The sequence below is a fragment of the Rhodovulum tesquicola genome (genome assembly GCF_024128855.1).
Taxonomy (GTDB): domain Bacteria; phylum Pseudomonadota; class Alphaproteobacteria; order Rhodobacterales; family Rhodobacteraceae; genus Rhodovulum; species Rhodovulum tesquicola.
This window is the reverse complement of sequence record NZ_JAMYDV010000011.1, coordinates 78,785-98,364: the sequence shown is the minus strand read 5'-3', so window position 1 is coordinate 98,364 and position 19,580 is coordinate 78,785. Positions and strand designations below refer to the sequence as shown.

Sequence of the window (19,580 nt, the reverse complement as noted above, 5' to 3'; positions counted from 1 at the left end):
CTGGCTTCTTCTGGCCTCAAATATCCCGGGGGGGTCCGGGGGGGCAGCGCCCCCCCGCCGGGTCGCCCCGGCGACAGCCGGGGCGAAACCCCTCGCGGCGCTAGCCCTCGCCCCGCCGCTGGGCACGCAGCCTCGTGAAATGGTCGAGGCGGCGCTTCAGCTCGCGCTCGAAACCCCGCTCCACGGGGCTGTAATAGACGCCGCGGGTCATCGCCTCGGGGAAATAGTCCTGCCCCGAAAAGGCGTCCCGCGCGTCATGGTCGTATTCGTAGCCCGCGCCGTAACCCTCGTCCTTCATCAGCTTCGTCGGTGCGTTCAGGATATGTTTCGGCGGCGGTTCGGACCCGGTGCGTTTCGCCGCCGCCCGCGCGTTCCTGTAGGCGGCATAGCCCGCGTTCGATTTCGGCGCGAGCGCCAGATAGATCACCGCCTGCGCAAGCGCCAGTTCGCCCTCGGGGCTGCCCAGCCGTTCATAGACGGACCACGCATCCAGGCACAGCGTCTGCGCCTGCGGGTCGGCCAACCCGATATCCTCGATCGCCATCCGGGTGATGCGCCGGGCCAGGAAACGCGGATCCTCGCCGCCCTCCAGCATCCGCGCCAGCCAGTAGAGCGCGGCATCGGGGTCCGAGCCGCGCACCGACTTGTGCAGGGCCGAGATCAGGTTGTAATGCGCGTCCCCCGACTTGTCGTATTGCGCGGCGCGTTTCTGCAGCCGCCGGGCCAGCGCCTCGGGCGACAGCGCGCCCTCGACTTTCCAGGCCGCGATCTGCTCGATCAGGTTCAGAAGCGCGCGGCCATCGCCATCGGCCATTTCCAGCAATTGCTCGCGCGCGGGCCCGGTCAGCGGCAGGGCGTGGCCAAGTTCCTGTTCGGCGCGTTGCGCCAGCAGTTCCAGATGCGCCAGATCCAGCCTTTCCAGCACCAGCACCTGCGCCCGGCTCAGGAGTGCCGCGTTCAGTTCGAAGCTGGGATTTTCCGTGGTCGCGCCCACAAGCAGGATCGTGCCATCCTCCATATGCGGCAGGAACCCGTCCTGCTGGGCCTTGTTGAAGCGGTGGATCTCGTCCACGAACAGCAGCGTCCCCTGGCCGTTCGCGTGGCGCAGTTTCGCCGCCTCGAACACCTTCTTCAGATCCGCGACCCCGGTGAAGATCGCGCTGATCTGGACGAAGGAAAGGTCGGTCTCGTCGGCCAGCAGCCGCGCGATGGTGGTCTTGCCCACGCCCGGCGGCCCCCAGAGGATCAGCGAGGACAGCGTGCCCGAGGCCAGCATCACGCCCAGCGGCCCCTCGGGGCCCAGGACATGGTCCTGCCCGATCACCTCGGCCAGCCGTTTCGGGCGCAGCCGGTCGGCCAGCGGGCGGGGGCCTGGCTTGTGCGGGGGGGCGGGGTCGATGCGGTCGAACAGGTCAGCCATCGGCCAAGCCTAGGGCAAGGCGGTCAGACACGGAAGCGCAACACGCCGCGCCGGTCGCCCCGCAGATATTCGACATGCCAGTTGCGCCCGCCCGCGTGGGCGGCCTCGGCCACGTCGGCGGTGCTGCGGATCGGGCGGTCGTTCATCAGCAGCAGGATATCGCCCGGGCGCAGGCCGATCCGGGCGCCCAGTTCGCCCGGATCGGTGACCAGAACGCCCTGCGCCTCGGCGGGCAGGCCGGTCTCCTGCGCGACGGCGGGGTTGAGATTGACGACCGACAGCCCCGCCAGCACGCTGCGCCCGGTGACGGTGAGCGGGGCGCGGGGCGGGGTTTCGGGGGCCGCGATCAGGGCGACGCGGGCGGTCCGTTCGCGGCCCTGGCGCAGGTAGGTGACGGCGATCTCGCCGCCCACGCCCTCGGCCGAGAGGCGGAAGAGCATTTCCTGTGGCGTGTTCACCGGGGCGCCGCCCAGTTCCAGCACGACATCGCCCACCTTGAGCCCCGCCTTGCCGAAGGGGCTGTCGGGGTGCAGGTCGCTGAGCACGACGCCCTGCGGCAGATCGAGGCCGAAACCCTCGGCCAGCGCGGCGTCGACCGGCTGGCCCGAGACGCCCGCCCAGGGGCGCTGGAACCGGTCGCGGCCCGCGCGGGCCTGGTCGACGAAGCGCGTCACCAGATTGGCGGGGATCGCGAAGCCGATGCCGTTCGAGCCGCCCGAGCGCGAGAGGATCGCGGTGTTGATGCCCACGAGGCGGCCCGCCATGTCGACCAGCGCGCCGCCCGAATTGCCCGGGTTGATCGCGGCATCGGTCTGGATGAAATAGCCCCGCCCGCCGCCGATCGACAGGCCCGAGCGCGCCAGTCCCGAGACGATGCCCTGGCTGACGGTCTGGCCGACGCCGAACGGGTTGCCGATGGCGAGCACGAGCTCGCCGACCTCGACCGTGTCGGAATCGCGGAACGGGAGCGCGGGCAGGTCGCGCGCGCCCTGGAGGCGCAGGATGGCGAGGTCGGAGTCCTCGTCCGAGAGCAGCACCTCGGCGTCGTATTCGCGCCGGTCGGTCAGCACCACGCGGATCTCGGTGGCCTGGCCGACGACATGGTAGTTCGACACCACCAGACCGTCGGCGGACACGATCACGCCCGAGCCCAGCGCGTTCTGCACGCGGGGCTGGACCCGGCCGAAATCGCGGAAGAGCTGCGAGAAGAACGGATCGCCCGCGAAGGGGGTGACGCGGTCGGCGACCACGCGGCGGGCGTAGATATTGACCACGGCGGGCGCGGTCTGGCGCACCACGGGGGCGAAGCTGAGGCTGATTTCGGCCGCGCTGGCGGGCGGGCGGCGGTCCTCGGCGGCCAGCGGCTGTGCGGCGAGGGCAAGGCAGAGCAGGACAAGGAGGCGCGTCATGGCGGAATTCGCGGTTGCGATCATTCAGGATATGCGTGCGCCCGGGCCGGAGGTCAACGCCCCGGCACCCCCCGCCCACCCAGGCGGGGGGTTCGGGCAGCCTCAGTGCAGGTTGGACGCGAAGTTCATCGAGACCACCTGGTTCTTGATGCCGTCGATCTCCATCACCGGGCCCATGGCGGTCATGTCGATGCCGACACGCTTGTACCACAGGGTCCAGTTGGCGTTCAGCAGCGTCAGGCACTGGCTGGCGCCCAGGCTGCGGGCGGCCTTGGCCAGTTCCTGCACGAGGTTGAAGTAGATCGGGCGGCGCTGGACCAGCGGCACGCGCTGCGACACGAAGAGCCGCGAGCTTTCCCACACGGTTTCGGCCACGGGGGCCTCGTCATGCAGCAGGTGCGAGGGGATGGTGTCCAGAAGCCCCTTCTGCGCGTCGCGGATCATGTAGGTGTAGATGCCGCAGCGCGCGGTGGTCGGTGTCAGGCGGTTGCCCGCGAGCACCTGGCCCAGCTCGTCATGGACGACGACCCAGCGGCTGGCGGGGGTGTCGTACTGGTCATATTCCATCCCCAGCGCCTCGGGGAGGTCCCATTTGTTGCGCTCGATGAAAAGCTCGCGACGCGCGCGAAGCATGTTTGCGAAAAGCTCGCCATGGTTGTGAAGGTTTTCGAAGGAAAGGGTCGTGGTCTGCATAAGAGCCTCCTGCAGGGTTGGTGGTGTGGTCTGTAACCTTGCGGAGGGCGACGGCCGTCAGAGCAGCCTGTAATCCTTGGCGCGCTGAATCGCTTCGGCTGTGGTGCGCGCCATCAGCCGCTCGCGGGCAGAGGCGAGACGGGCCTTGAGCGCACTTTCCGATATCCCCAGCTTGCTGGCAGCGGCCGCATGGCGGTCGCCGTCCGCGATGCATTTCAGCGCCTCGATCTGAGCCTTTGTCAGCTCTTGCGGCGGCTCGGTCATGTCGTGCAACCGACGCACGAGGGCCTCGATCTTGTCGATCTCGGCATCCTCGAATTCCCGATCTGCTCGTGCCACACTCGCAATGGTCCTGGAGGCGATCGGCCCCCAGGAGATCGTCACGCCGTACCTCAAGCCGAAACGCGCGGCATCCTCGAGAATGCCGAACGGATCGGGGATGTTCTGATTGCTCCACCGTGTCGCGCCGGTGGTTGAGAAGCCCCAGGCGACCATCGGGTCGCGCAGGACATATCCACGTTCGGTGTAGTGGGCCAGCCACTCCGGGTCGTAGCTCTGGAAGGTCATCAGGGGGGAGGTAAAGCGTATGTGGAGCCCGATGTTGTACCCTTGGGGAGCCAACGAGTCGAGAACCCTGAGTTCCCTGTCAAACACGGCCTTTTCGAACATGACTTTTTAGACAAGTTGAAGGTTTTGCAGTCAACCGTAAATTGTTGCACGAGGAGCGCGCGCATTGCATAGTTAAGGGGAGTAGACGGTGCATTCAATCCACCCGAACCATTTCAACCAGTTGATGCGGCTGCCCGCGGGCATCCGGACGGACCTGCTGGAATTCCTGGGCGCGACGCCCGTCGCCGATATCCAGCTTGAGCGGATGCTGCGCGAGATGGACCGACTCGTGGAGGACAGCCGGGCGAGGGCGGGAGCCGAGGTCATGGCCTGAACATCGCGCCCGGGAATTGAGCCTGCGGCCGATTGAACAAGGCCCCGCCATCCGGCGGGGCCTTTTCCTTTTGCGCGGGCATCGGTCCGGGCGGTCCGGGCGTGCCTTATTCCTCGGCGTCGGCCTCGGCCTCGAGCCGGGCGCGGTCGGCCGCACCCTTGGCGTCGGGATCGCGGTCCACCAGCTCGACGATGGCCATCGGCGCCATGTCGCCATAGCGGAAGCCCGCCTTCAGCACGCGGACATAGCCGCCCTGGCGTTCGGCATAGCGCGGACCCAGAACCTCGAACAGCTTGGCCACATGGGCGTCCTGCTTGAGCTGCGCCGCGGCCTGGCGGCGGGCATGCAGGTCGCCGCGCTTGCCCAGCGTCACCAGCTTGTCGGCGATGCGCTTGAGTTCCTTGGCCTTGGGCAGCGTGGTCTTGATCTGTTCATGTTCGATGAGCGAGCCGGCCATGTTGGCGAACATCGCCTTGCGGTGCTCATGGGTGCGGTTCAGGCGGCGATAGCCGCGGGCGTGACGCATTTCTCTTCTCCGGTCTTGCCCTCGTTGGGGCGGTTTTGCTTTGTCCGGCAGCCCATGCGTGCGGGCCGCTCTCCTTGGGGCGGGTTGCCCTTGTCGTCGTTGCGGTGGGTTGGCACCCACCCTACCCGTCCGGCGTAGGGTGGGTGAAACCCACCGTCCCTCAGAACTGGTCCTCGAACTTCTTGGCCAGATCCTCGATGTTCTCGGGCGGCCATTCCTCGACATCCATGCCAAGGTGAAGGCCCATGCCCGAAAGCACTTCCTTGATCTCGTTCAGCGACTTGCGGCCGAAGTTCGGGGTGCGCAGCATCTCGGCTTCGGTCTTCTGGATCAGGTCGCCGATATAGACGATGTTGTCGTTCTTCAGGCAGTTGGCCGAGCGCACCGAAAGTTCCAGCTCGTCCACCTTCTTGAGCAGGAGCGGGTTGAATTCCAGCCCCTCGTCCTCGGAATCGCGGCCGGCGGATTCGGGCTCGTCGAAATTGACGAAGATCGACAGCTGGTCCTGAAGGATGCGGGCGGCATAGGCCACCGCGTCATCGGGGGTGAGCGAGCCGTCGGTCTCGATCTTGAGCGTCAGCTTGTCATAGTCGAGCACCTGGCCCTCGCGGGTCGGCTGCACGTCATAGGCGACCCGCTTGACCGGGGAATAGATCGCGTCGATCGGGATCAGGCCGATCGGTGCATCCTCGGGGCGGTTCTTGTCGGCGGCGACATAGCCCTTGCCGGTATTCACGGTCAGTTCCATGAACAGATCCGCGCCCTCGTCGAGATGGCAGATCACATGGTCGCGGTTCAGCACCTCGATGCCCGCGGTTTCCGAGATCTCGCCCGCGGTGACGACGCCCGGCCCCTTGGCGGAGACGGTCAGCCGCTTGGGCCCCTCGACCTCCATCCGGAGGGCGACGCCCTTGAGGTTGAGGACGATGTCGGTCACGTCCTCGCGCACGCCCGCCACCGAGGAAAACTCGTGCAGGACGTTGTCGATCTGGACCGACGTGATCGCCGCGCCCTGCAGCGAGCTCATCAGCACGCGGCGCAGCGCATTGCCCAGCGTCAGGCCGAAGCCGCGCTCCAGCGGTTCGGCGACCACGGTCGCCTGGCGCGCGGGATCGTTGCCCGTCCGGATGTCGAGTTGCACCGGCTTGATGAGTTCCTGCCAGTTCTTGTGGATCATGTGCGTCTCCTCAATTCCTGTCCTTCGCCCATGTCCGTAGCGAAGGACGCCCGAGGGAAATGGCCTGCGACCCGGGCCGGCATCGCCTGGCCCGGGTAGAAAGAATGCCCGATCAGACCCGGCGGCGCTTGGGCGGACGGCAGCCGTTATGCGCGATGGGGGTCACGTCGCGGATCGAGGTGATGTTGAAGCCGACCGCGGCGAGCGCGCGCAAGGCCGATTCGCGGCCGGAGCCGGGGCCCTGCACCTCGACCTCGAGGGTGCGGACGCCATGTTCCTGCGCCTTGCGGCCGGCATCCTCGGCGGCCATCTGGGCGGCATAGGGGGTCGATTTGCGCGAGCCCTTGAAGCCCATCGTGCCCGCCGACGACCAGGCGATCGCGTTGCCCTGCACGTCGGAGATCAGGATCTTGGTGTTGTTGAAGGAGCTGTTCACATGCGCCACACCGGCGGCGATGTTCTTGCGTTCCTTGCGCTTGATGCGGGTCTTTTCGCGTGCCATCTGTCCTGCCCTCCCTTATTTCTTCTTGCCGGCAATGGCTTTTGCCGGGCCCTTGCGGGTGCGGGCATTGGTGTGGGTGCGCTGGCCGCGCACGGGCAGGTTGCGGCGGTGGCGAAGCCCCCGGTAGCAGCCCAGGTCCATCAGCCGCTTGACGTTCATCTGCACTTCGCGCCGCAGATCACCCTCGACGGTGAGATTGGCGTCGATATGCTCGCGGATGGCCAGAACCTCGGCATCCGACAGGTCGTTGACGCGGCGGGCGGCGTCGATGCCGATCGCGTCGCAGATCGCGCGGGCCGAGGACGGGCCGATGCCGTGGATATAGGTGAGTGCGATGGGGACGCGTTTCCCGGTGGGTATGTTGACGCCAGCGATACGAGCCAAACGTATGTTCCTTCGGTTGCGGTTCCGTAATCCCGGAACCTTTTTTCACAACTGAGGCCCGAAAGCATCCTGCCTTCGGGCCGCTCTGCCCGTTGCCGCCGCGGCGCACGCCTTGTGCGACAAAAGGTCGATTCATGATCGAGACGCCGTGCCTAGGGCGAATCCCGTTTCCCGTCAAGGGGGAGTATCACGCCTTGTCAAGCGCCGCCTTGATCTCGGCCGACACGGCGTCGATCTCGCCCAGCCCGTCGACGACGGAAAGCTGACCCTTGGCGTGGTAATAGCCGATCAGCGGCGAGGTCTTCTTGTAATATTCCATCAGCCGCTGGCGCAGGCTGTCGGCATTGTCGTCGGCGCGGCGGGTGAACTCGGTCGCGCCGCATTTGACGCATGTGCCGTCGGCCGGAATCGGGCGGCTGATGTCGTTATAGACCTCGCCGCAGCCCGCGCAGGTCGAGCGCGCGGTGATCCGCGCCACCAGCGCCTCGTCATCGACGCGCATCTCGATCACGGCATCGAGCCGCTGGCCCATGTTGTCGAGCAGGGCGCCCAGCGCGTCGGCCTGGGCCAGCGTGCGGGGGAAGCCGTCGAAGATGAACCCGCCGCCGCCGCCTTCGAGCTTTTCGGCGATCAGGCCGATCACGATCTCGTCGGTCACCAGTTCGCCGCGATCCATGACCGCCGCCACCCTTTTTCCCATCTCGGTGCCCGAGCTGCGCGCCTCGCGCAGCATGTCGCCGGTGGAAAGCTGGGTCATGCCCCGTTCCTCCACGAGCCGGCGGGCTTGCGTGCCCTTCCCGGCCCCCGGGGGGCCCAACAGGATGATGTTCATCTGCGCGCTGTCCCTTTCCTTGCGCCTTTGCGCTTGCGTCTGAGTTGCGATTTCTCGATCAGCCCCTCGTACTGGTGCGCCAGAAGATGGGACTGGACCTGCTGGATCGTGTCCATCGTCACCGAGACGACGATCAGGACCGACGTGCCGCCGAAATAGAACGGGATGGCAAGCTGGGCGCGCAACACTTCGGGCAGCATGCAGACCAGCGCCAGATAGCCCGAGCCGAGCACCAGGATGCGGGTTACGACATAGTCGAGATATTCCTGCGTGCGCTTGCCCGGCCGGATCCCCGGAACGAAGCCGTTCTGGTTCTTGAGATTCTCGGCCACGTCCTCGGTCTTGAAGGCCACGTTGAACGTGTAGAAATAGGTGAAGAAGATGATCATGCCCGAGAAGAAGGCGAGATAAAGCGGCTGGCCGGGACCGAAATAGGCCAGCAGCGCCGTCATCACCGGCCCCGCCTGGTTGTGCGAGAAGGTCGCCACCGTCGTCGGCAGCAGCAGCAGCGACGAGGCGAAGATCGCCGGGATCACGCCCGCCGGGTTCACCTTGACCGGCAGGTGCGAGGAGCCGCCGTCATAGACCTTCATCCCCACCTGGCGGCGCGGATACTGGATGTGGATCTTTCGCAAGGCCCGTTCCATGAACACCACGAAGGCGATCGTGACCACGACCATCACGATCACGCCGATGATGACCACGGGCGAGAGCGCGCCGGAGCGGCCCTGGCTGAAGAACTGCGCAAGCGCCGCGGGGATTTCCGCGATGATGCCGACGAAGATGATGAGCGAGATGCCGTTGCCGACGCCGCGCGCGGTGATCTGTTCGCCCAGCCACATCAGGAACATGGTGCCGCCGACCAGCGTGATGACCGTGCCCGCGCGGAAGAACCAGCCCGGATCGGAGGCAAGCCCCCCGGCCTCGAGGCTGACGGCAAGGCCATAGGCCTGGAAGGTCGCGAGGAACACCGTGCCGTAGCGGGTATACTGGTTCAGCTTCTTGCGGCCCTGCTCGCCCTCTTTCTTGAGCTGTTCGAGCTGGGGCACCATCGCGGCCAGAAGCTGCACGATGATCGAGGCCGAGATATAGGGCATGATGCCGAGGGCGAAGATGCCCATCCGCCCCAGTGCGCCGCCGGTGAACATCGACAGGATGCCCCCCAGACCGGCCGCGGCCTGGTCCATGAAGTTGCGCAGCTCGACCCCGTCGATGCCGGGCACCGGGATATAGGTGCCCAGGCGATAGACGATCAGAAGACCGAGGGTGTAGAAGATGCGCTGGCGCAGCTCGGTGGCCTTGCCGAAGGCCCCCCAGCTCATGTTCGCGGCCATTTGCTCTGCTGCAGATGCCATGCTGAGCCTCTGTTCAAGGACAACGCCGCCGAAACCGTCTTCCGGCTCCGGCGGCGCAATGGAAAACTAGGTCAGGATGTAAGCGGCCCGGAGCCCGCGAACAACCACTTATTCGGTCGCCTCGGCCGGGGCGGCGGTCTTGAGCGTGCCGCCGGCCTTTTCGACCGCCTCGACAGCCGCGCGCGAGGCGCCGGTCACGTCGAGCGTCAGCTTGCCGGTCACCTCGCCCTTGGCGAGCACGCGGACGCCGTCAAGCTTGCGGCGCACCAGGCCCGAGGCCACCAGCGCATCCTCGGTGATGGGCGCCGTGCCGTCGAGCTTGCCCGCATCGACGAATTTCTGGATCAGGCCGAGATTGACCACCGCATAGGCCTTGCGGTTCGGCTTGGTGAAGCCGCGCTTGGGCAGGCGCTGGTAGAGCGGCATCTGGCCGCCCTCGAAGGCGTTGATCGAGACGCCCGAGCGGGATTTCTGGCCCTTGATGCCGCGCCCGGCGGTCTTGCCCTTGCCCGAGCCCGGGCCACGGCCGACCCGCTTGGCCTTTTTCGCGGCACCCGGGTTGTCACGGAGTTCATTGAGTTTCATGTCGCTTCTCCTGAGCCGGACGCGCCCCCGAAGCGAATTGGGCGGCCACGGCGTTAGCTGGATGTGAGATGGGGCCCGTGGGGGCCACCGGGGGCGTATAGACGGGACTCCGCGCCCATGCAACCCTTTGCGCGCGGCATCGGGACGCGCGTCCGGCAGGGGGCATTGTCTTCGGTCGGGCGGGACGCTGGCGCGGGGAGATGCGAGCGGAACGGGTCTCGCTTGCGCCCTGGTGGCCGATGGCTCGGCGATGGACCGCCGCCTCCGCGGGCCGCAACGGCAGCGCGCCGAGGGGGGAATCTGCCCCGCGAAAAGCCCGCAAAAGAGAAAAGCGCCCCAAGTGATGCGGGGCGCTTTCCGATCCGTAGGGTGGGTGTCAACCCACCGCCCGCTCAGCCGCGTTCTTCGACGATCTCGACGAGATGCGGGATCTTGGCGACCATGCCGCGGATCGAGGGGGTGTCCTCGAGTTCGCGGGTGCGGTGCATCTTGTTCAGGCCCAGGCCGATCAGGATCTGGCGCTGGACGGCGGGGCGGCGGATCGGCGAGCCGATCTGCTTGACCACGATGGTCTTCTTGGTCATGGGATCGCCTCCTTACGCTTCGGCGACGGCTTCGGTCGGCGCGTCATCCCGTTTCAGGATGTCGGCCACCTTCTTGCCGCGGCGCTGCGCCACCTGACGGGGCGAGCTTTCCTTGCGCAGCCCGTCGAGCGTCGCGCGGATCATGTTGTAGGGGTTCTGCGAACCGATGGATTTCGCCACCACGTCCTGGACCCCCAGCATCTCGAACACCGCGCGCATCGGGCCGCCCGCGATGATGCCGGTCCCTTGCGGGGCCGAGCGCATCACGACGCGGCCGGCGCCGTGGCGGCCTTCCATGTCGTGGTGCAGGGTGCGGCCCTCGCGGAGCGGCACGCGCATCATGGACCGCTTGGCCTGTTCGGTGGCCTTGCGGATCGCCTCGGGCACTTCCTTGGCCTTGCCCTTGCCGAAGCCCACGCGGCCCTTCTGGTCGCCCACCACCACGAGGGCTGCAAAGCCGAAGCGCTTGCCGCCCTTCACGGTCTTGGAGACCCGGTTGATCGCCACGAGACGATCGGCGAATTCCGGGGTTTCGTCGCGGTCGCGGCGGTCCCGGCGTTGTTCACGTTCTGCCATGTCTCGTCTCCTCAGAACTTCAGCCCGCCCTCACGGGCGGCATCGGCCAGCGCCTTGACGCGCCCGTGATAGAGGTAGCCGCCGCGGTCGAAATAGCATTCCTCGACCCCGGCCTTCCTGGCCCGCTCGGCGATCGCCGCGCCGACCTTGGCGGCCGCCTCGACATTGTTCTTGCCGACCACGCCCAGATCCTTTTCCAGGCTGGAGGCGGCGGCCAGCGTCACGCCGGCGACATCGTCGATCAGCTGAACGCTGATGTTCTTGTTGCTGCGGAAGACCGACAGGCGCAGGCGCCCGTCGTTCATCTTGCGCAGCTTGTTCCGCACGCGCAGGCGGCGTTTCTGGAACAGGTCCCGTTTGCTGTTTGCCATCTGTCGCGCCCTTACTTCTTCTTGCCTTCCTTGCGGAAGATGAACTCGCCCTTGTAGCGGATGCCCTTGCCCTTGTAGGGCTCGGGGCCGCGCCATTCGCGAATGTTCGCTGCCACCTGGCCGACCTGTTGCTGGTCGATGCCCTCGACGACGATCTCGGTCTGCTTGGGCGTCGTCACGGTGACGCCCTGCGGAACCTCGAAATTCACGTCATGGCTGTAGCCGAGGTTCAGCTTCAGCATGTTGCCCTGGATCTGGGCGCGGTAGCCGACGCCCTGGATTTCGAGCTCGCGCTTGAAGCCCTGGGTGACGCCGGTCACGAGATTCGCGACCATGGTGCGCGACATCCCCCATTGCTGGCGCGCCCGCTTGGAGCTGCCCCGGGGGGTGATGCTGACGGCGTTGTCCTCGACCGCGATGGTGACATCGTCGGTCGCGGTGAAGCTGCGGGTGCCCTTGGGCCCCTTCACTTCGACGGTCTGGCCGGAGACGGATGCGGTCACACCCGACGGCAGCTCGACCGGTCTTTTGCCAATACGAGACATTGCCTTCCTCCTTAGAACACGGTGCAGAGCACTTCGCCGCCGACATTCGCCGAGCGCGCGGCCGCATCCGACATCACGCCCCGAGAGGTCGAGACGATGGACACGCCCAGGCCCTGACGCACCTGCGGCAGCTCGCCAACGCCCATGTAGACGCGGCGGCCGGGTTTCGACACGCGCTTGAGTTCGCGGATCACGGGCTGGCCTTCGAAGTATTTCAGGCTGACTTCGAGTTCGGGCAGGCCGTTGGGGCCGTCCACCTTCTCGTAGCCGCGGATGTAACCTTCGTCGGTCAGCACATCCAGCACCCAGGCGCGCAGCTTGGAGGCCGGGGTGCGGACGGTGGACTTGCCGCGCATCTGCGCGTTGCGGATGCGGGTCAGCATATCGCCGAGAGGATCGTTCACGGACATTTCTTCCCCTCCTTACCAGCTCGACTTCACCATGCCGGGGATCTGGCCCTGAGAGCCGAGTTCCCGAAGCATGATCCGCGAGACCTTGAGCTTGCGGTAATAGGCGTGCGGACGCCCGGTGAGCTGACAGCGGTTGTGCAGCCGCGTCGCCGAGGAGTTGCGCGGCAGCTTGGCGAGCTTGAGCTGCGCCTTGAACCGCTCTTCCATCGGAAGCTCCTCGTTTTTCGCGATCTCCTTCAGGCGGGCGCGCTTGGCAGCGTATTGCTTGACCAGGCGCTGGCGCTTGAGTTCGCGTTCGATCATGGATTTCTTGGCCATTGGTCCTGTTCCTCCCGCGATCAGCTGTTGAACGGCATGTTGAAATGCTTCAACAGCGCCTTCGCTTCCGCGTCGGTTTTCGCGGTGGTGGCGATGACGATGTCCATCCCCCAGACCTCGTCGACCTTGTCATAGTCGATCTCGGGGAAGACGATGTGCTCTTTCAGACCCATCGCGTAATTGCCGCGTCCGTCGAAGGACTTGCCGGGAACGCCGCGGAAGTCGCGGACCCGGGGCATGGCGATGGTGATGAGGCGGTCGAGGAATTCGTACATCCGGTCGCCGCGCAGCGTGACCTTGGCGCCGAGCGGCATGTCCTCGCGGACGCGGAAGCCGGCGATCGACTTCTTGGCCTTGGTGATGACGGCCTTCTGACCGGCGATGCGGGTCAGATCCTCCTGGGCCGACTTGGCCTTCTTGGAGTCGCGGACCGCCTCGGCGCCGCAGCCGATGTTCAGCACGATCTTGTCGAGCCGCGGGATCTGCATGTCGTTCCTATAGCCGAACTCTTCCTTGAGCGCGGCCTTGATGGTCTCGCGGTAGACCGATTTCAGGCGCGGGGTATAGGTGGCGGCATCAAGCATCGATCGCGTCCCCCGTGGTCTTGGCGTAGCGCACCTTCTTGCCGTCCTCGATCTTGAAGCCGACGCGGGTGGGCTTGCCGTTCTTGTCGATGATGGCAAGGTTCGACAGGTCGATCGGCATCGCCTTGGAGATGCGGCCGGCCTGGGTGGTCTGGGTCTGCTTCTGGTGGCGGATCGCCATGTTGATGCCGTCCACCACGGCCTTGCCGCCCTTGGGATCGACGGACGTGATCACGCCCTCGCGGCCCTTGTCCTTGCCGGCGAGCACGATGACCTTGTCGCCCTTCTTGAGCTTGGCAGCCATCACAGCACCTCCGGGGCGAGCGAGATGATCTTCATGAAGTTCTTCGCGCGCAGCTCGCGCACCACCGGCCCGAAGATGCGGGTGCCGACGGGTTCGAGATTGTTGTTGAGGATCACGGCGGCGTTGCGATCGAAGCGGATCGCGGTGCCGTCCTCGCGGCGCACTTCCTTGGCGGTGCGCACGACGACGGCCTTGCGGACATCGCCCTTCTTGACGCGGCCGCGCGGGATCGCCTCTTTCACCGACACCACGATGATGTCGCCGACGCTGGCATATTTCCGCTTGGACCCGCCGAGGACCTTGATGCACTGAACCCGGCGTGCGCCGGAGTTGTCAGCGACATCCAGATTGGTCTGCATCTGGATCATTTGGTTTCTCCCGACCTTTGGGGACGTCTTGCCCCAGGGTTTCGTTCAAACCGGGCTGTGGGGATCAGGTCAGACCTGCGCCACCACCTCCCAGCGTTTCGTCTTGGACTTGGGCGCGCATTCCTGAATGCGCACGATATCGCCGACCTTGAAGGTGTTGGCTTCGTCATGGGCCCGGTATTTCTTGGACTTGCGGATCGTCTTCTGCAGCACGGGGTGCTTGAAGCGACGCTCGACCAGGACCGTCACGGTCTGGTCGTTCTTGTCCGAGGTCACGGTGCCTTGCAGGATACGTTTGGGCATCTGTCTGGCTCCTTACTCGGCCGCCGCGCGGGCTTTTTCGTTCAGAACGGTCTTGACCCGGGCGACATTGCGCCGGATCTGCCGGACACGGGCGGTGTTCTCCATCGCGCCGGTGGCCTGCTGGAAGCGGAGGTTGAACGCCTCCTTCTTCAGGGCCACAAGCTGATCGCGGAGCTGGTCGGGGGTCTTGTCCCGAAGTTCGCTGGCGTTCATGCGCCTTGTTCCTTTCAACATCACCGAAGGGCCCCCCTTGGGTCACCCGGGATTCGGTGGAGTTCGTGTAGAAGCGTCGCCTATAGGGGAGATGCGATGGTGAGGCAAGCCGAAAGTCTCGGGGCGCGATCCTTTCGCAAGGGACGGTGGCGCCCGATCGCGGCGCGCCTCAGCGGGCGCAGTCGGTGCATCTGGTCATCGTGGGATCGAGATCGAGGCGCGGCAGGCCGATGAAATCGCCGCAATCGGCGCACCAGCCGAACTCGCCGTTCCCGATCCGCCGGATCGCGGCGTCCAGCGCCCGGCCGCGGGCGTGGCGGCGGGCATCCTGGGCCGCGGCCATCGCCTGTTGCTGAATGGCGTCCATGCGGCTGAGCCGTCCGACGCTCTGCTGGTCCAGTTCCACGGGCCTGCGATCGGCGGCGGTGCTTGCCGAGGCCGACCGAAGGGCGTCGAGCTCGGCGCGCAGGCGCGGCAGGAACAGCGCCTTCAGCGCATCCGGGTCGGGCGCGTCGGTCATTCGGTTCACCGCATCAGCACGACGGGGCATTTGCAGGTGCGGATCATCGCGGTGGTGGTCGATCCGATGACCAGGGTGCGGATGCGCGAATGGCCATAGGCGCCCATCACCAGAAGGTCGATCCCGCCGCTCTCTGCCAGATCGCCCAGCGCCTTTTCGGGCTGGCCCTTCAGAATGCGCGTCTCGGCCTCGTGGCCGCCGGCCTTCAGCGTGGCCCGCGCATTGTCCAGCGCGCTGCGCAGTTCGGCATTGTCGGACCCGGCGCTGGCTACGATGACCTCGAGCCCGGCAAACAGCGGATCGCGGGCGACGTAGTCGACCGCCTTCATCGCGGATACGCCGCCGTCATAGGCGATCAGCACACGGTTGATCGGCCTGAAGGCACGGTTGGCGACGAAGACCGGCTTGTGGCTGGCGCGCACGATGCGTTCGAAATTCGAGCCCAGATGCGGGCTGTCCGGCCCCGCCGCCTCGCCGCGCTTGCCGATCAGGATCATGTCGGCCACGCCTTCCTTGGCCTCGACGGTGGCCACGATGTCGTCATGGCGCAGCCGCGTGATGACGTTCTCGATCCCCTCGGCCTCGATCAGGGCCTTGGCATCCTCGAGGATCGCGCGGCCCTGGGCCTGGGCGAGCCTGGCGTGCTGTTCGTCCAGCGCGGTGAGCTGTTCCATCAGCGTCGAGCGCGCGCCCAGCCGGATCGAGCCGGACAGGTCGCGCTGTCCCCGCGCGCGGCGCGGGTCGATCACATGGTAGAGCTTGACCTGTGCCCCGGTGCGGCCCGCGATCCAGGCGGCATGGTGGCAGACGCTTTCGGAATAGGCCGAGCCATCGACCAGCGCCATCAGTATTCCAGACATCCTTACCCCCTCAATGTCCCACCAGATCCTTCATCGCGTCCGGCTTGTCATGCACAGCCAGCCGGTCGACGATGGTCTCGGACGCCTTGTTCAGCCCCACGATCTCGACCGTCGCGCCTTCGCGGCGGAACTTGAGCACGGCCATGTCCAGCGCCGCAACGGACGAAACGTCCCAGATATGCGCGCGGCTGACGTCGATGGTGACGCGTTCCAGGGCCTCCTTGAAGTCGAAGGACTTCATGAAATCCTCGGTCGAGGCGAAGAAGAGCTGGCCCTCAACCACATAGGTCCGGGTGCGGCCGTCTTCGGAGATCTCGGATGTGACGCGGAACAGTTGCGCGATCTTGCCCGCGAAGAAGATGCCCGACAGCAGCACGCCGACCAGAACCCCGATCGCCAGGTTGTGGGTGTAGACCACGAAGAACACGGTCGCCAGCATCACGATCGAGGACGAGCGCGGATGTTCGCGCAGGTTCCGGATCGACGACCACGAGAATGTCCCGATCGAGACCATGATCATGATCGCCACCAGCGCGGGCATGGGGATCTGGCCCACCAGATCGCCCAGCACCACGATCAGGAACAGCAGCATCGCGCCTGCGCTAAAGGTCGACAGCCGCCCCCGCCCGCCGGATTTGACGTTGATGATCGACTGCCCGATCATCGCGCAACCCGCCATGCCGCCGATGAACCCGGTCGCGGTGTTGGCGATGCCCTGCCCGATGCATTCCTGGTTGCGGTCGGAGGGCGTGTCGGTCAGGTCGTCGACGATGGTCTGGGTCATCAGGCTTTCCAGCAGGCCGACCGCCGCAACGCCGATGGAATAGGGCAGGATGATCTGCAGCGTCTCCAGGGTCAGCGGGATGTCGGGGATCAGGAAGACCGGCAGCGTGTCGGGCAACGCGCCCATGTCGGACACGGTGCGCACATCGAGGCCCAGCAGCGTCGCCGCAACCGTCAGCACCACTATGGTGACCAGCGGCGAGGGGATCGCGGTGGTCAGCAGCGGGAAGAGATAGATGATCGCAAGGCCGGCCGCGACCATCGCGTAGGTCACCCAGGTCACGCCGGTCAGTTCCGGAATCTGCGCCAGGAAGATCAGGATCGCCAGCGCGTTGACGAAGCCGGTTATGACGGATCGCGAGACGAACCGCATCAGGTGGCCCAGCTTGGCCAGCCCCGCGCCGATCTGGATCAGCCCCGCCAGAACGGTCGCGGCCAGCAGGTATTCCAGCCCGTGTTCCTTGACCAGCGTGACCATCAGCACCGCGGTCGCCGCCGTCGCCGCCGAGATCATGCCCGGACGCCCGCCGGTGATCGCCACGATCACCGCGATCGAGAAGGACGCGTAAAGCCCCACCTTGGGGTCGACGCCCGCGATGATCGAGAACGCGATCGCCTCGGGGATCAGCGCCAGCGCCACGACAAGCCCGGCCAGGATGTCGCCTCGGACATTGCCGATCCACTGGTCGCGGTAGTCGTAAAGCGATTTGATCATGCTCAACTCGATTCCTTTTCATCGCTGCGCGCTGCGATGCGCGGCGGTCTGGATTTTCGGTCTACCGGAGGGTTTTCACCCCGAGGCACCATTCAGCGAGGCGCCGACAAGATGCGGTTCGGACCCTGAATAAAGGGATTCCCGCGAAACGCAAACGGACAAGCCCGCGCAGCGGGGCCTGCCTGCAACTGCGGCCGGCGATGCGGCCTGCGTGGGGAGGGGCCGCGCGATGCGGCGGGCAGCCTGCGGACCGGGCAGGCGGGACCGGGCCGAGAAGGGCCGGGTCAGGTCACGACAGACCGATTGTCAGGGGCGCCGCCTGGCCCGCTTTCCGGTCCGCCCGACGCGACAGGATCTGCTTGCGGTCACGTCGGGGCGGCAGGGAAGTCATGCGGTCATGCCCCGGTCGCATCGCCCGCAAAGCGGCATGCGCGATCTGCGCCGCCCGGCTCAGGCCGAGCCGAGCGCGTGATCCCGGGCGTGGTTCCGGTACTGGGCGATGGCCCAGTACATCTTGCTGCGCGCGGTTAAGGGGGAGGGCGACGGTTCGACCGACGCCTCGTTCTGCTTCAGGATCCATTTCGGACCGATCCGGACCATCCAGCGATGTCCCTGATCCTTGAAATAGAACGGCACGATTCCGTCGATCGTGCCCTTGCCGACGAGTTCGTTCTCTCTTTCCTGAATATCGACCTTGAGTGTCATCTGGTATCCTTTGACTTCAAGCTGCGGGGTTCGCGGCCGCCTGCCACGTCCGTTGCGGGCGGTGTGCCGGAACTTCCTTGATTTATGATGAATGCGATCGAATGGCCGGACCGCCGAAACGTGCATCGGGCCCGCCTTCCCGGAAGACATAGGAATTTCGAGCGGGTTTGTCCACCGTTGCGCGCCCGTCCTGCCGTGGCGCGGATGATCGGCGCGCGGCGTCGTGCGGTGGCGGCCCCGGCGAGGCGTTGCCGGAAGGGTCGGCGGATCATCCCGGCTTCCGGGTCTCGATGCAGGCCGCCCCGGGCCTGTCGAAGACGGCCATCTGGCTGGCGCCGCCGAGGTCGGGATGCTGGCCCGCGATGTCGTGGAACGCGACCGCGTAGCCCGCAGCCCCGGCCACGCGCTGGCACCATTGCCGGAATTTCGCCCGAGGCCATTCGAACCGGTGACCGGGATGGCGCATCCGGTGCGGCGGCACGCCGAGCAGCGGGTTGAACTCGGCATTGGGCGTCGTGATCACGATCATGCGCGGGCGCATTCCGAGGAACAGGGCGCGCTCCAGCTGCGACAGGCGGCCTGGGTCGATATGCTCGATCGTCTCGACGAGAATGGCGCAATCGAACCCGGCCAGATCGGGTGTGGGATCGGTCATCGAGGCTTCGCGCAGGTCGATCCGGGGGGGGAAGGGGCCGAGCGCGTCCAGCCGTCCGCGCAACCGCGCCAGCGCGCCGCGGCAGATATCGACGCCGACGAGTTCCGTGAGGCCGGGCTCTGCGGCCAGCCGCACGAACAGGTCGCCATCCCCGCAGCCGAGATCGACCACCCGGGCCGCACCGCTGTCCCGCAGGACCGCTTGCACCGCCTGCAGCCGCTCCTCGTGCAGCCAGCTTGTCATGCGCCCGTCTCCGGGCGGCGCAGCAGCGCCAAGTCCATGACCGGCAGCTCGCAGGCCCAGCCCCGGTCCTCTGCCGGAAACCGGAAGGTCCAGGCCCGGTCGAACACGAGATGGGTCGGATCCTTGCTGCAATGCCGGTCGACGAACCGTGACTCCCCGGTCTGGAAGCAGGTCTGGAATGCCAGCCATCCGCCGGGGCGGACCGGCGCGCGCAGGCGGTCGAATTCCTGCGCCGGACGGTGAAAATGCTTGGCCGTCCCGGCCCCGCAATTGCCGCGCGCGGCCTTGGAGGCGGTGAAACGGCGCGTCATCGGGACAACCTGTCCAGCATCATTTCCCACATTTCGACACCAGGGCGCCGACCGACGGCGGGGCGTGGTCGCGTTCCCCGAACAGATGGCCCATGGCATCACCGCCCGCAACCGGCCCGGTGGTCCCGGCGGCATTTTCCGAATGGCCCGGTATCGGCCGGTTCGCCCGGAAACCCGGGCGCCGCCGACCGCAATCGCTTGCGTCCCCGACGCGCCGATTGCGCATCGGGGCGGTTGCCATGCACAGGGCGCGCAATGTGGGCGGAGCGCGCAGCGGCGGACTGGGCCAGCCTGCCACAGTGCAGCGATGCCGGCTTCCCCGGGCATTGCCGGAGCCGGGGATATGTGGCATCACCTTTTCAGGTTAATTTCGAGCCGGAGACTTC

29 protein-coding genes are annotated in these 19,580 nt (G+C 66.4%); 1 reads left to right on the top strand and 28 read right to left on the bottom strand.

Features of this window, described 5'->3' with window-relative positions; translation table 11 throughout:
- Positions 1–100: 100 nt before the first annotated feature.
- The 4 genes from NHN26_RS11315 to NHN26_RS11300 form a co-directional block, all read right to left on the bottom strand.
- Positions 101–1,420: a replication-associated recombination protein A gene (locus NHN26_RS11315; protein WP_253089579.1), complete on the bottom strand. Its 1,320-nt coding sequence runs from the start codon at positions 1,418–1,420 to the stop codon at positions 101–103.
- Positions 1,421–1,443: 23 nt separating this feature from the next.
- Positions 1,444–2,829 carry a Do family serine endopeptidase gene (locus NHN26_RS11310; protein WP_253089578.1) on the bottom strand — a complete coding sequence of 462 codons (1,386 nt, stop codon included), beginning with the start codon at positions 2,827–2,829 and terminating at the stop codon, positions 1,444–1,446.
- Between the two features lie 102 nt (positions 2,830–2,931).
- Entirely contained in the window at positions 2,932–3,522 is a 591-nt protein-coding gene (locus NHN26_RS11305) for an acyl-homoserine-lactone synthase (RefSeq protein ID WP_253089577.1), read from the bottom strand.
- 57 nt (positions 3,523–3,579) lie between these two features.
- Positions 3,580–4,191 (bottom strand): autoinducer binding domain-containing protein, encoded by a 612-nt coding sequence (locus NHN26_RS11300; RefSeq protein ID WP_132696095.1) that lies wholly within the window; start codon positions 4,189–4,191, stop codon positions 3,580–3,582.
- An 88-nt stretch (positions 4,192–4,279) separates the two neighbouring features.
- Between NHN26_RS11300 and NHN26_RS11295 the strand changes: the two genes are divergently transcribed.
- Positions 4,280–4,465, top strand: a complete 186-nt coding sequence (locus NHN26_RS11295; protein WP_253089576.1) for a hypothetical protein — start codon at positions 4,280–4,282, stop codon at positions 4,463–4,465.
- Between the two features lie 106 nt (positions 4,466–4,571).
- Here NHN26_RS11295 and rplQ read toward each other — a convergent pair whose 3' ends face one another.
- The 24 genes from rplQ to NHN26_RS11175 all read right to left on the bottom strand — a co-directional run bounded on the left by rplQ (position 4,572) and on the right by NHN26_RS11175 (position 19,194).
- Positions 4,572–4,991, bottom strand: a complete 420-nt coding sequence (gene rplQ / locus NHN26_RS11290) for a 50S ribosomal protein L17 (RefSeq protein WP_253089575.1) — start codon at positions 4,989–4,991, stop codon at positions 4,572–4,574.
- Between the two features lie 160 nt (positions 4,992–5,151).
- A complete protein-coding gene (locus NHN26_RS11285; protein WP_253089574.1) occupies positions 5,152–6,168 on the bottom strand; it encodes a DNA-directed RNA polymerase subunit alpha in 1,017 nt (338 codons plus the stop codon).
- A 112-nt stretch (positions 6,169–6,280) separates the two neighbouring features.
- Positions 6,281–6,670: a 30S ribosomal protein S11 gene (rpsK, locus tag NHN26_RS11280; RefSeq protein ID WP_253089573.1), complete on the bottom strand. Its 390-nt coding sequence runs from the start codon at positions 6,668–6,670 to the stop codon at positions 6,281–6,283.
- A gap of 15 nt (positions 6,671–6,685) precedes the next feature.
- On the bottom strand, positions 6,686–7,054 hold the full coding sequence (gene rpsM / locus NHN26_RS11275; RefSeq protein WP_253089572.1) for a 30S ribosomal protein S13: 369 nt from the start codon (positions 7,052–7,054) through the stop codon (positions 6,686–6,688).
- A 187-nt stretch (positions 7,055–7,241) separates the two neighbouring features.
- The gene (locus NHN26_RS11270; protein WP_253089571.1) at positions 7,242–7,886 is read right to left on the bottom strand and encodes an adenylate kinase; all 645 of its coding nucleotides are present in this window, start codon (positions 7,884–7,886) and stop codon (positions 7,242–7,244) included.
- Positions 7,883–9,241 (bottom strand): preprotein translocase subunit SecY, encoded by a 1,359-nt coding sequence (secY, locus tag NHN26_RS11265; RefSeq protein ID WP_132696088.1) that lies wholly within the window; start codon positions 9,239–9,241, stop codon positions 7,883–7,885. Before secY ends, NHN26_RS11270 begins: the two co-directional genes overlap by 4 nt.
- 108 nt (positions 9,242–9,349) lie before the next feature.
- A complete protein-coding gene (rplO, locus tag NHN26_RS11260; RefSeq protein WP_253089570.1) occupies positions 9,350–9,826 on the bottom strand; it encodes a 50S ribosomal protein L15 in 477 nt (158 codons plus the stop codon).
- A 392-nt stretch (positions 9,827–10,218) separates the two neighbouring features.
- The gene (rpmD, locus tag NHN26_RS11255) at positions 10,219–10,410 is read right to left on the bottom strand and encodes a 50S ribosomal protein L30 (protein ID WP_132545871.1); all 192 of its coding nucleotides are present in this window, start codon (positions 10,408–10,410) and stop codon (positions 10,219–10,221) included.
- Between the two features lie 12 nt (positions 10,411–10,422).
- Positions 10,423–10,986: a 30S ribosomal protein S5 gene (gene rpsE, locus NHN26_RS11250; RefSeq protein WP_253089569.1), complete on the bottom strand. Its 564-nt coding sequence runs from the start codon at positions 10,984–10,986 to the stop codon at positions 10,423–10,425.
- Between the two features lie 11 nt (positions 10,987–10,997).
- A complete protein-coding gene (gene rplR / locus NHN26_RS11245; protein WP_132696084.1) occupies positions 10,998–11,357 on the bottom strand; it encodes a 50S ribosomal protein L18 in 360 nt (119 codons plus the stop codon).
- An 11-nt stretch (positions 11,358–11,368) separates the two neighbouring features.
- The gene (gene rplF, locus NHN26_RS11240) at positions 11,369–11,902 is read right to left on the bottom strand and encodes a 50S ribosomal protein L6 (protein ID WP_253089568.1); all 534 of its coding nucleotides are present in this window, start codon (positions 11,900–11,902) and stop codon (positions 11,369–11,371) included.
- An 11-nt stretch (positions 11,903–11,913) separates the two neighbouring features.
- Positions 11,914–12,312 (bottom strand): 30S ribosomal protein S8, encoded by a 399-nt coding sequence (gene rpsH / locus NHN26_RS11235; RefSeq protein ID WP_207894009.1) that lies wholly within the window; start codon positions 12,310–12,312, stop codon positions 11,914–11,916.
- A 12-nt stretch (positions 12,313–12,324) separates the two neighbouring features.
- Entirely contained in the window at positions 12,325–12,630 is a 306-nt protein-coding gene (gene rpsN / locus NHN26_RS11230; protein ID WP_132696082.1) for a 30S ribosomal protein S14, read from the bottom strand.
- A 20-nt stretch (positions 12,631–12,650) separates the two neighbouring features.
- The gene (gene rplE, locus NHN26_RS11225) at positions 12,651–13,214 is read right to left on the bottom strand and encodes a 50S ribosomal protein L5 (protein WP_253089567.1); all 564 of its coding nucleotides are present in this window, start codon (positions 13,212–13,214) and stop codon (positions 12,651–12,653) included.
- Positions 13,207–13,518, bottom strand: coding sequence for a 50S ribosomal protein L24 (gene rplX, locus NHN26_RS11220; protein ID WP_253089566.1), 312 nt, complete (start codon positions 13,516–13,518; stop codon positions 13,207–13,209). Before rplX ends, rplE begins: the two co-directional genes overlap by 8 nt.
- Positions 13,518–13,886, bottom strand: coding sequence for a 50S ribosomal protein L14 (gene rplN / locus NHN26_RS11215; RefSeq protein WP_068344865.1), 369 nt, complete (start codon positions 13,884–13,886; stop codon positions 13,518–13,520). Before rplN ends, rplX begins: the two co-directional genes overlap by 1 nt.
- A 69-nt stretch (positions 13,887–13,955) precedes the next feature.
- Complete coding sequence (gene rpsQ / locus NHN26_RS11210) at positions 13,956–14,189, bottom strand: 30S ribosomal protein S17 (protein ID WP_132696079.1); 234 nt, start codon at positions 14,187–14,189, stop codon at positions 13,956–13,958.
- Positions 14,190–14,201: 12 nt separating this feature from the next.
- A complete protein-coding gene (gene rpmC / locus NHN26_RS11205) occupies positions 14,202–14,402 on the bottom strand; it encodes a 50S ribosomal protein L29 (protein ID WP_253089565.1) in 201 nt (66 codons plus the stop codon).
- 169 nt (positions 14,403–14,571) lie between these two features.
- Entirely contained in the window at positions 14,572–14,922 is a 351-nt protein-coding gene (locus NHN26_RS11200) for a TraR/DksA family transcriptional regulator (protein WP_253089564.1), read from the bottom strand.
- A 5-nt stretch (positions 14,923–14,927) separates the two neighbouring features.
- On the bottom strand, positions 14,928–15,782 hold the full coding sequence (locus NHN26_RS11195; RefSeq protein ID WP_253089563.1) for a universal stress protein: 855 nt from the start codon (positions 15,780–15,782) through the stop codon (positions 14,928–14,930).
- Positions 15,783–15,792: 10 nt separating this feature from the next.
- Entirely contained in the window at positions 15,793–17,277 is a 1,485-nt protein-coding gene (locus NHN26_RS11190) for a SulP family inorganic anion transporter (RefSeq protein WP_253089602.1), read from the bottom strand.
- A gap of 453 nt (positions 17,278–17,730) precedes the next feature.
- Positions 17,731–17,985 carry a hypothetical protein gene (locus NHN26_RS11185; protein ID WP_253089562.1) on the bottom strand — a complete coding sequence of 85 codons (255 nt, stop codon included), beginning with the start codon at positions 17,983–17,985 and terminating at the stop codon, positions 17,731–17,733.
- Between the two features lie 268 nt (positions 17,986–18,253).
- On the bottom strand, positions 18,254–18,883 hold the full coding sequence (locus tag NHN26_RS11180) for a methyltransferase domain-containing protein (protein ID WP_253089561.1): 630 nt from the start codon (positions 18,881–18,883) through the stop codon (positions 18,254–18,256).
- Positions 18,880–19,194 (bottom strand): hypothetical protein, encoded by a 315-nt coding sequence (locus NHN26_RS11175; RefSeq protein WP_253089560.1) that lies wholly within the window; start codon positions 19,192–19,194, stop codon positions 18,880–18,882. Before NHN26_RS11175 ends, NHN26_RS11180 begins: the two co-directional genes overlap by 4 nt.
- Positions 19,195–19,580 lie beyond the last annotated feature (386 nt).

Coding starts and splice junctions, on each gene's coding strand:
- rpsE (WP_253089569.1), bottom strand. CDS start 10,986: ATGGCAGAACGTGAACAACGCCGGGACCGCCGCGACCGCGACGAAACC.
- rpsN (WP_132696082.1), bottom strand. CDS start 12,630: ATGGCCAAGAAATCCATGATCGAACGCGAACTCAAGCGCCAGCGCCTG.
- rpsK (WP_253089573.1), bottom strand. CDS start 6,670: ATGGCACGCGAAAAGACCCGCATCAAGCGCAAGGAACGCAAGAACATC.
- NHN26_RS11315 (WP_253089579.1), bottom strand. CDS start 1,420: ATGGCTGACCTGTTCGACCGCATCGACCCCGCCCCCCCGCACAAGCCA.
- rplN (WP_068344865.1), bottom strand. CDS start 13,886: ATGATCCAGATGCAGACCAATCTGGATGTCGCTGACAACTCCGGCGCA.
- NHN26_RS11200 (WP_253089564.1), bottom strand. CDS start 14,922: ATGACCGACGCGCCCGACCCGGATGCGCTGAAGGCGCTGTTCCTGCCG.
- NHN26_RS11195 (WP_253089563.1), bottom strand. CDS start 15,782: ATGTCTGGAATACTGATGGCGCTGGTCGATGGCTCGGCCTATTCCGAA.
- rpmD (WP_132545871.1), bottom strand. CDS start 10,410: ATGACCAAGAAGACCATCGTGGTCAAGCAGATCGGCTCGCCGATCCGC.
- rpsH (WP_207894009.1), bottom strand. CDS start 12,312: ATGTCCGTGAACGATCCTCTCGGCGATATGCTGACCCGCATCCGCAAC.
- NHN26_RS11310 (WP_253089578.1), bottom strand. CDS start 2,829: ATGACGCGCCTCCTTGTCCTGCTCTGCCTTGCCCTCGCCGCACAGCCG.
- rpsQ (WP_132696079.1), bottom strand. CDS start 14,189: ATGCCCAAACGTATCCTGCAAGGCACCGTGACCTCGGACAAGAACGAC.
- rplQ (WP_253089575.1), bottom strand. CDS start 4,991: ATGCGTCACGCCCGCGGCTATCGCCGCCTGAACCGCACCCATGAGCAC.
- NHN26_RS11305 (WP_253089577.1), bottom strand. CDS start 3,522: ATGCAGACCACGACCCTTTCCTTCGAAAACCTTCACAACCATGGCGAG.
- rplE (WP_253089567.1), bottom strand. CDS start 13,214: ATGCTTGATGCCGCCACCTATACCCCGCGCCTGAAATCGGTCTACCGC.
- rplO (WP_253089570.1), bottom strand. CDS start 9,826: ATGAAACTCAATGAACTCCGTGACAACCCGGGTGCCGCGAAAAAGGCC.
- NHN26_RS11285 (WP_253089574.1), bottom strand. CDS start 6,168: ATGATCCACAAGAACTGGCAGGAACTCATCAAGCCGGTGCAACTCGAC.
- rplR (WP_132696084.1), bottom strand. CDS start 11,357: ATGGCAAACAGCAAACGGGACCTGTTCCAGAAACGCCGCCTGCGCGTG.
- NHN26_RS11180 (WP_253089561.1), bottom strand. CDS start 18,883: ATGACAAGCTGGCTGCACGAGGAGCGGCTGCAGGCGGTGCAAGCGGTC.
- NHN26_RS11300 (WP_132696095.1), bottom strand. CDS start 4,191: ATGTTCGAAAAGGCCGTGTTTGACAGGGAACTCAGGGTTCTCGACTCG.
- NHN26_RS11175 (WP_253089560.1), bottom strand. CDS start 19,194: ATGACGCGCCGTTTCACCGCCTCCAAGGCCGCGCGCGGCAATTGCGGG.
- secY (WP_132696088.1), bottom strand. CDS start 9,241: ATGGCATCTGCAGCAGAGCAAATGGCCGCGAACATGAGCTGGGGGGCC.
- NHN26_RS11185 (WP_253089562.1), bottom strand. CDS start 17,985: ATGACACTCAAGGTCGATATTCAGGAAAGAGAGAACGAACTCGTCGGC.
- rpmC (WP_253089565.1), bottom strand. CDS start 14,402: ATGAACGCCAGCGAACTTCGGGACAAGACCCCCGACCAGCTCCGCGAT.
- rplX (WP_253089566.1), bottom strand. CDS start 13,518: ATGGCTGCCAAGCTCAAGAAGGGCGACAAGGTCATCGTGCTCGCCGGC.
- rplF (WP_253089568.1), bottom strand. CDS start 11,902: ATGTCTCGTATTGGCAAAAGACCGGTCGAGCTGCCGTCGGGTGTGACC.
- NHN26_RS11270 (WP_253089571.1), bottom strand. CDS start 7,886: ATGAACATCATCCTGTTGGGCCCCCCGGGGGCCGGGAAGGGCACGCAA.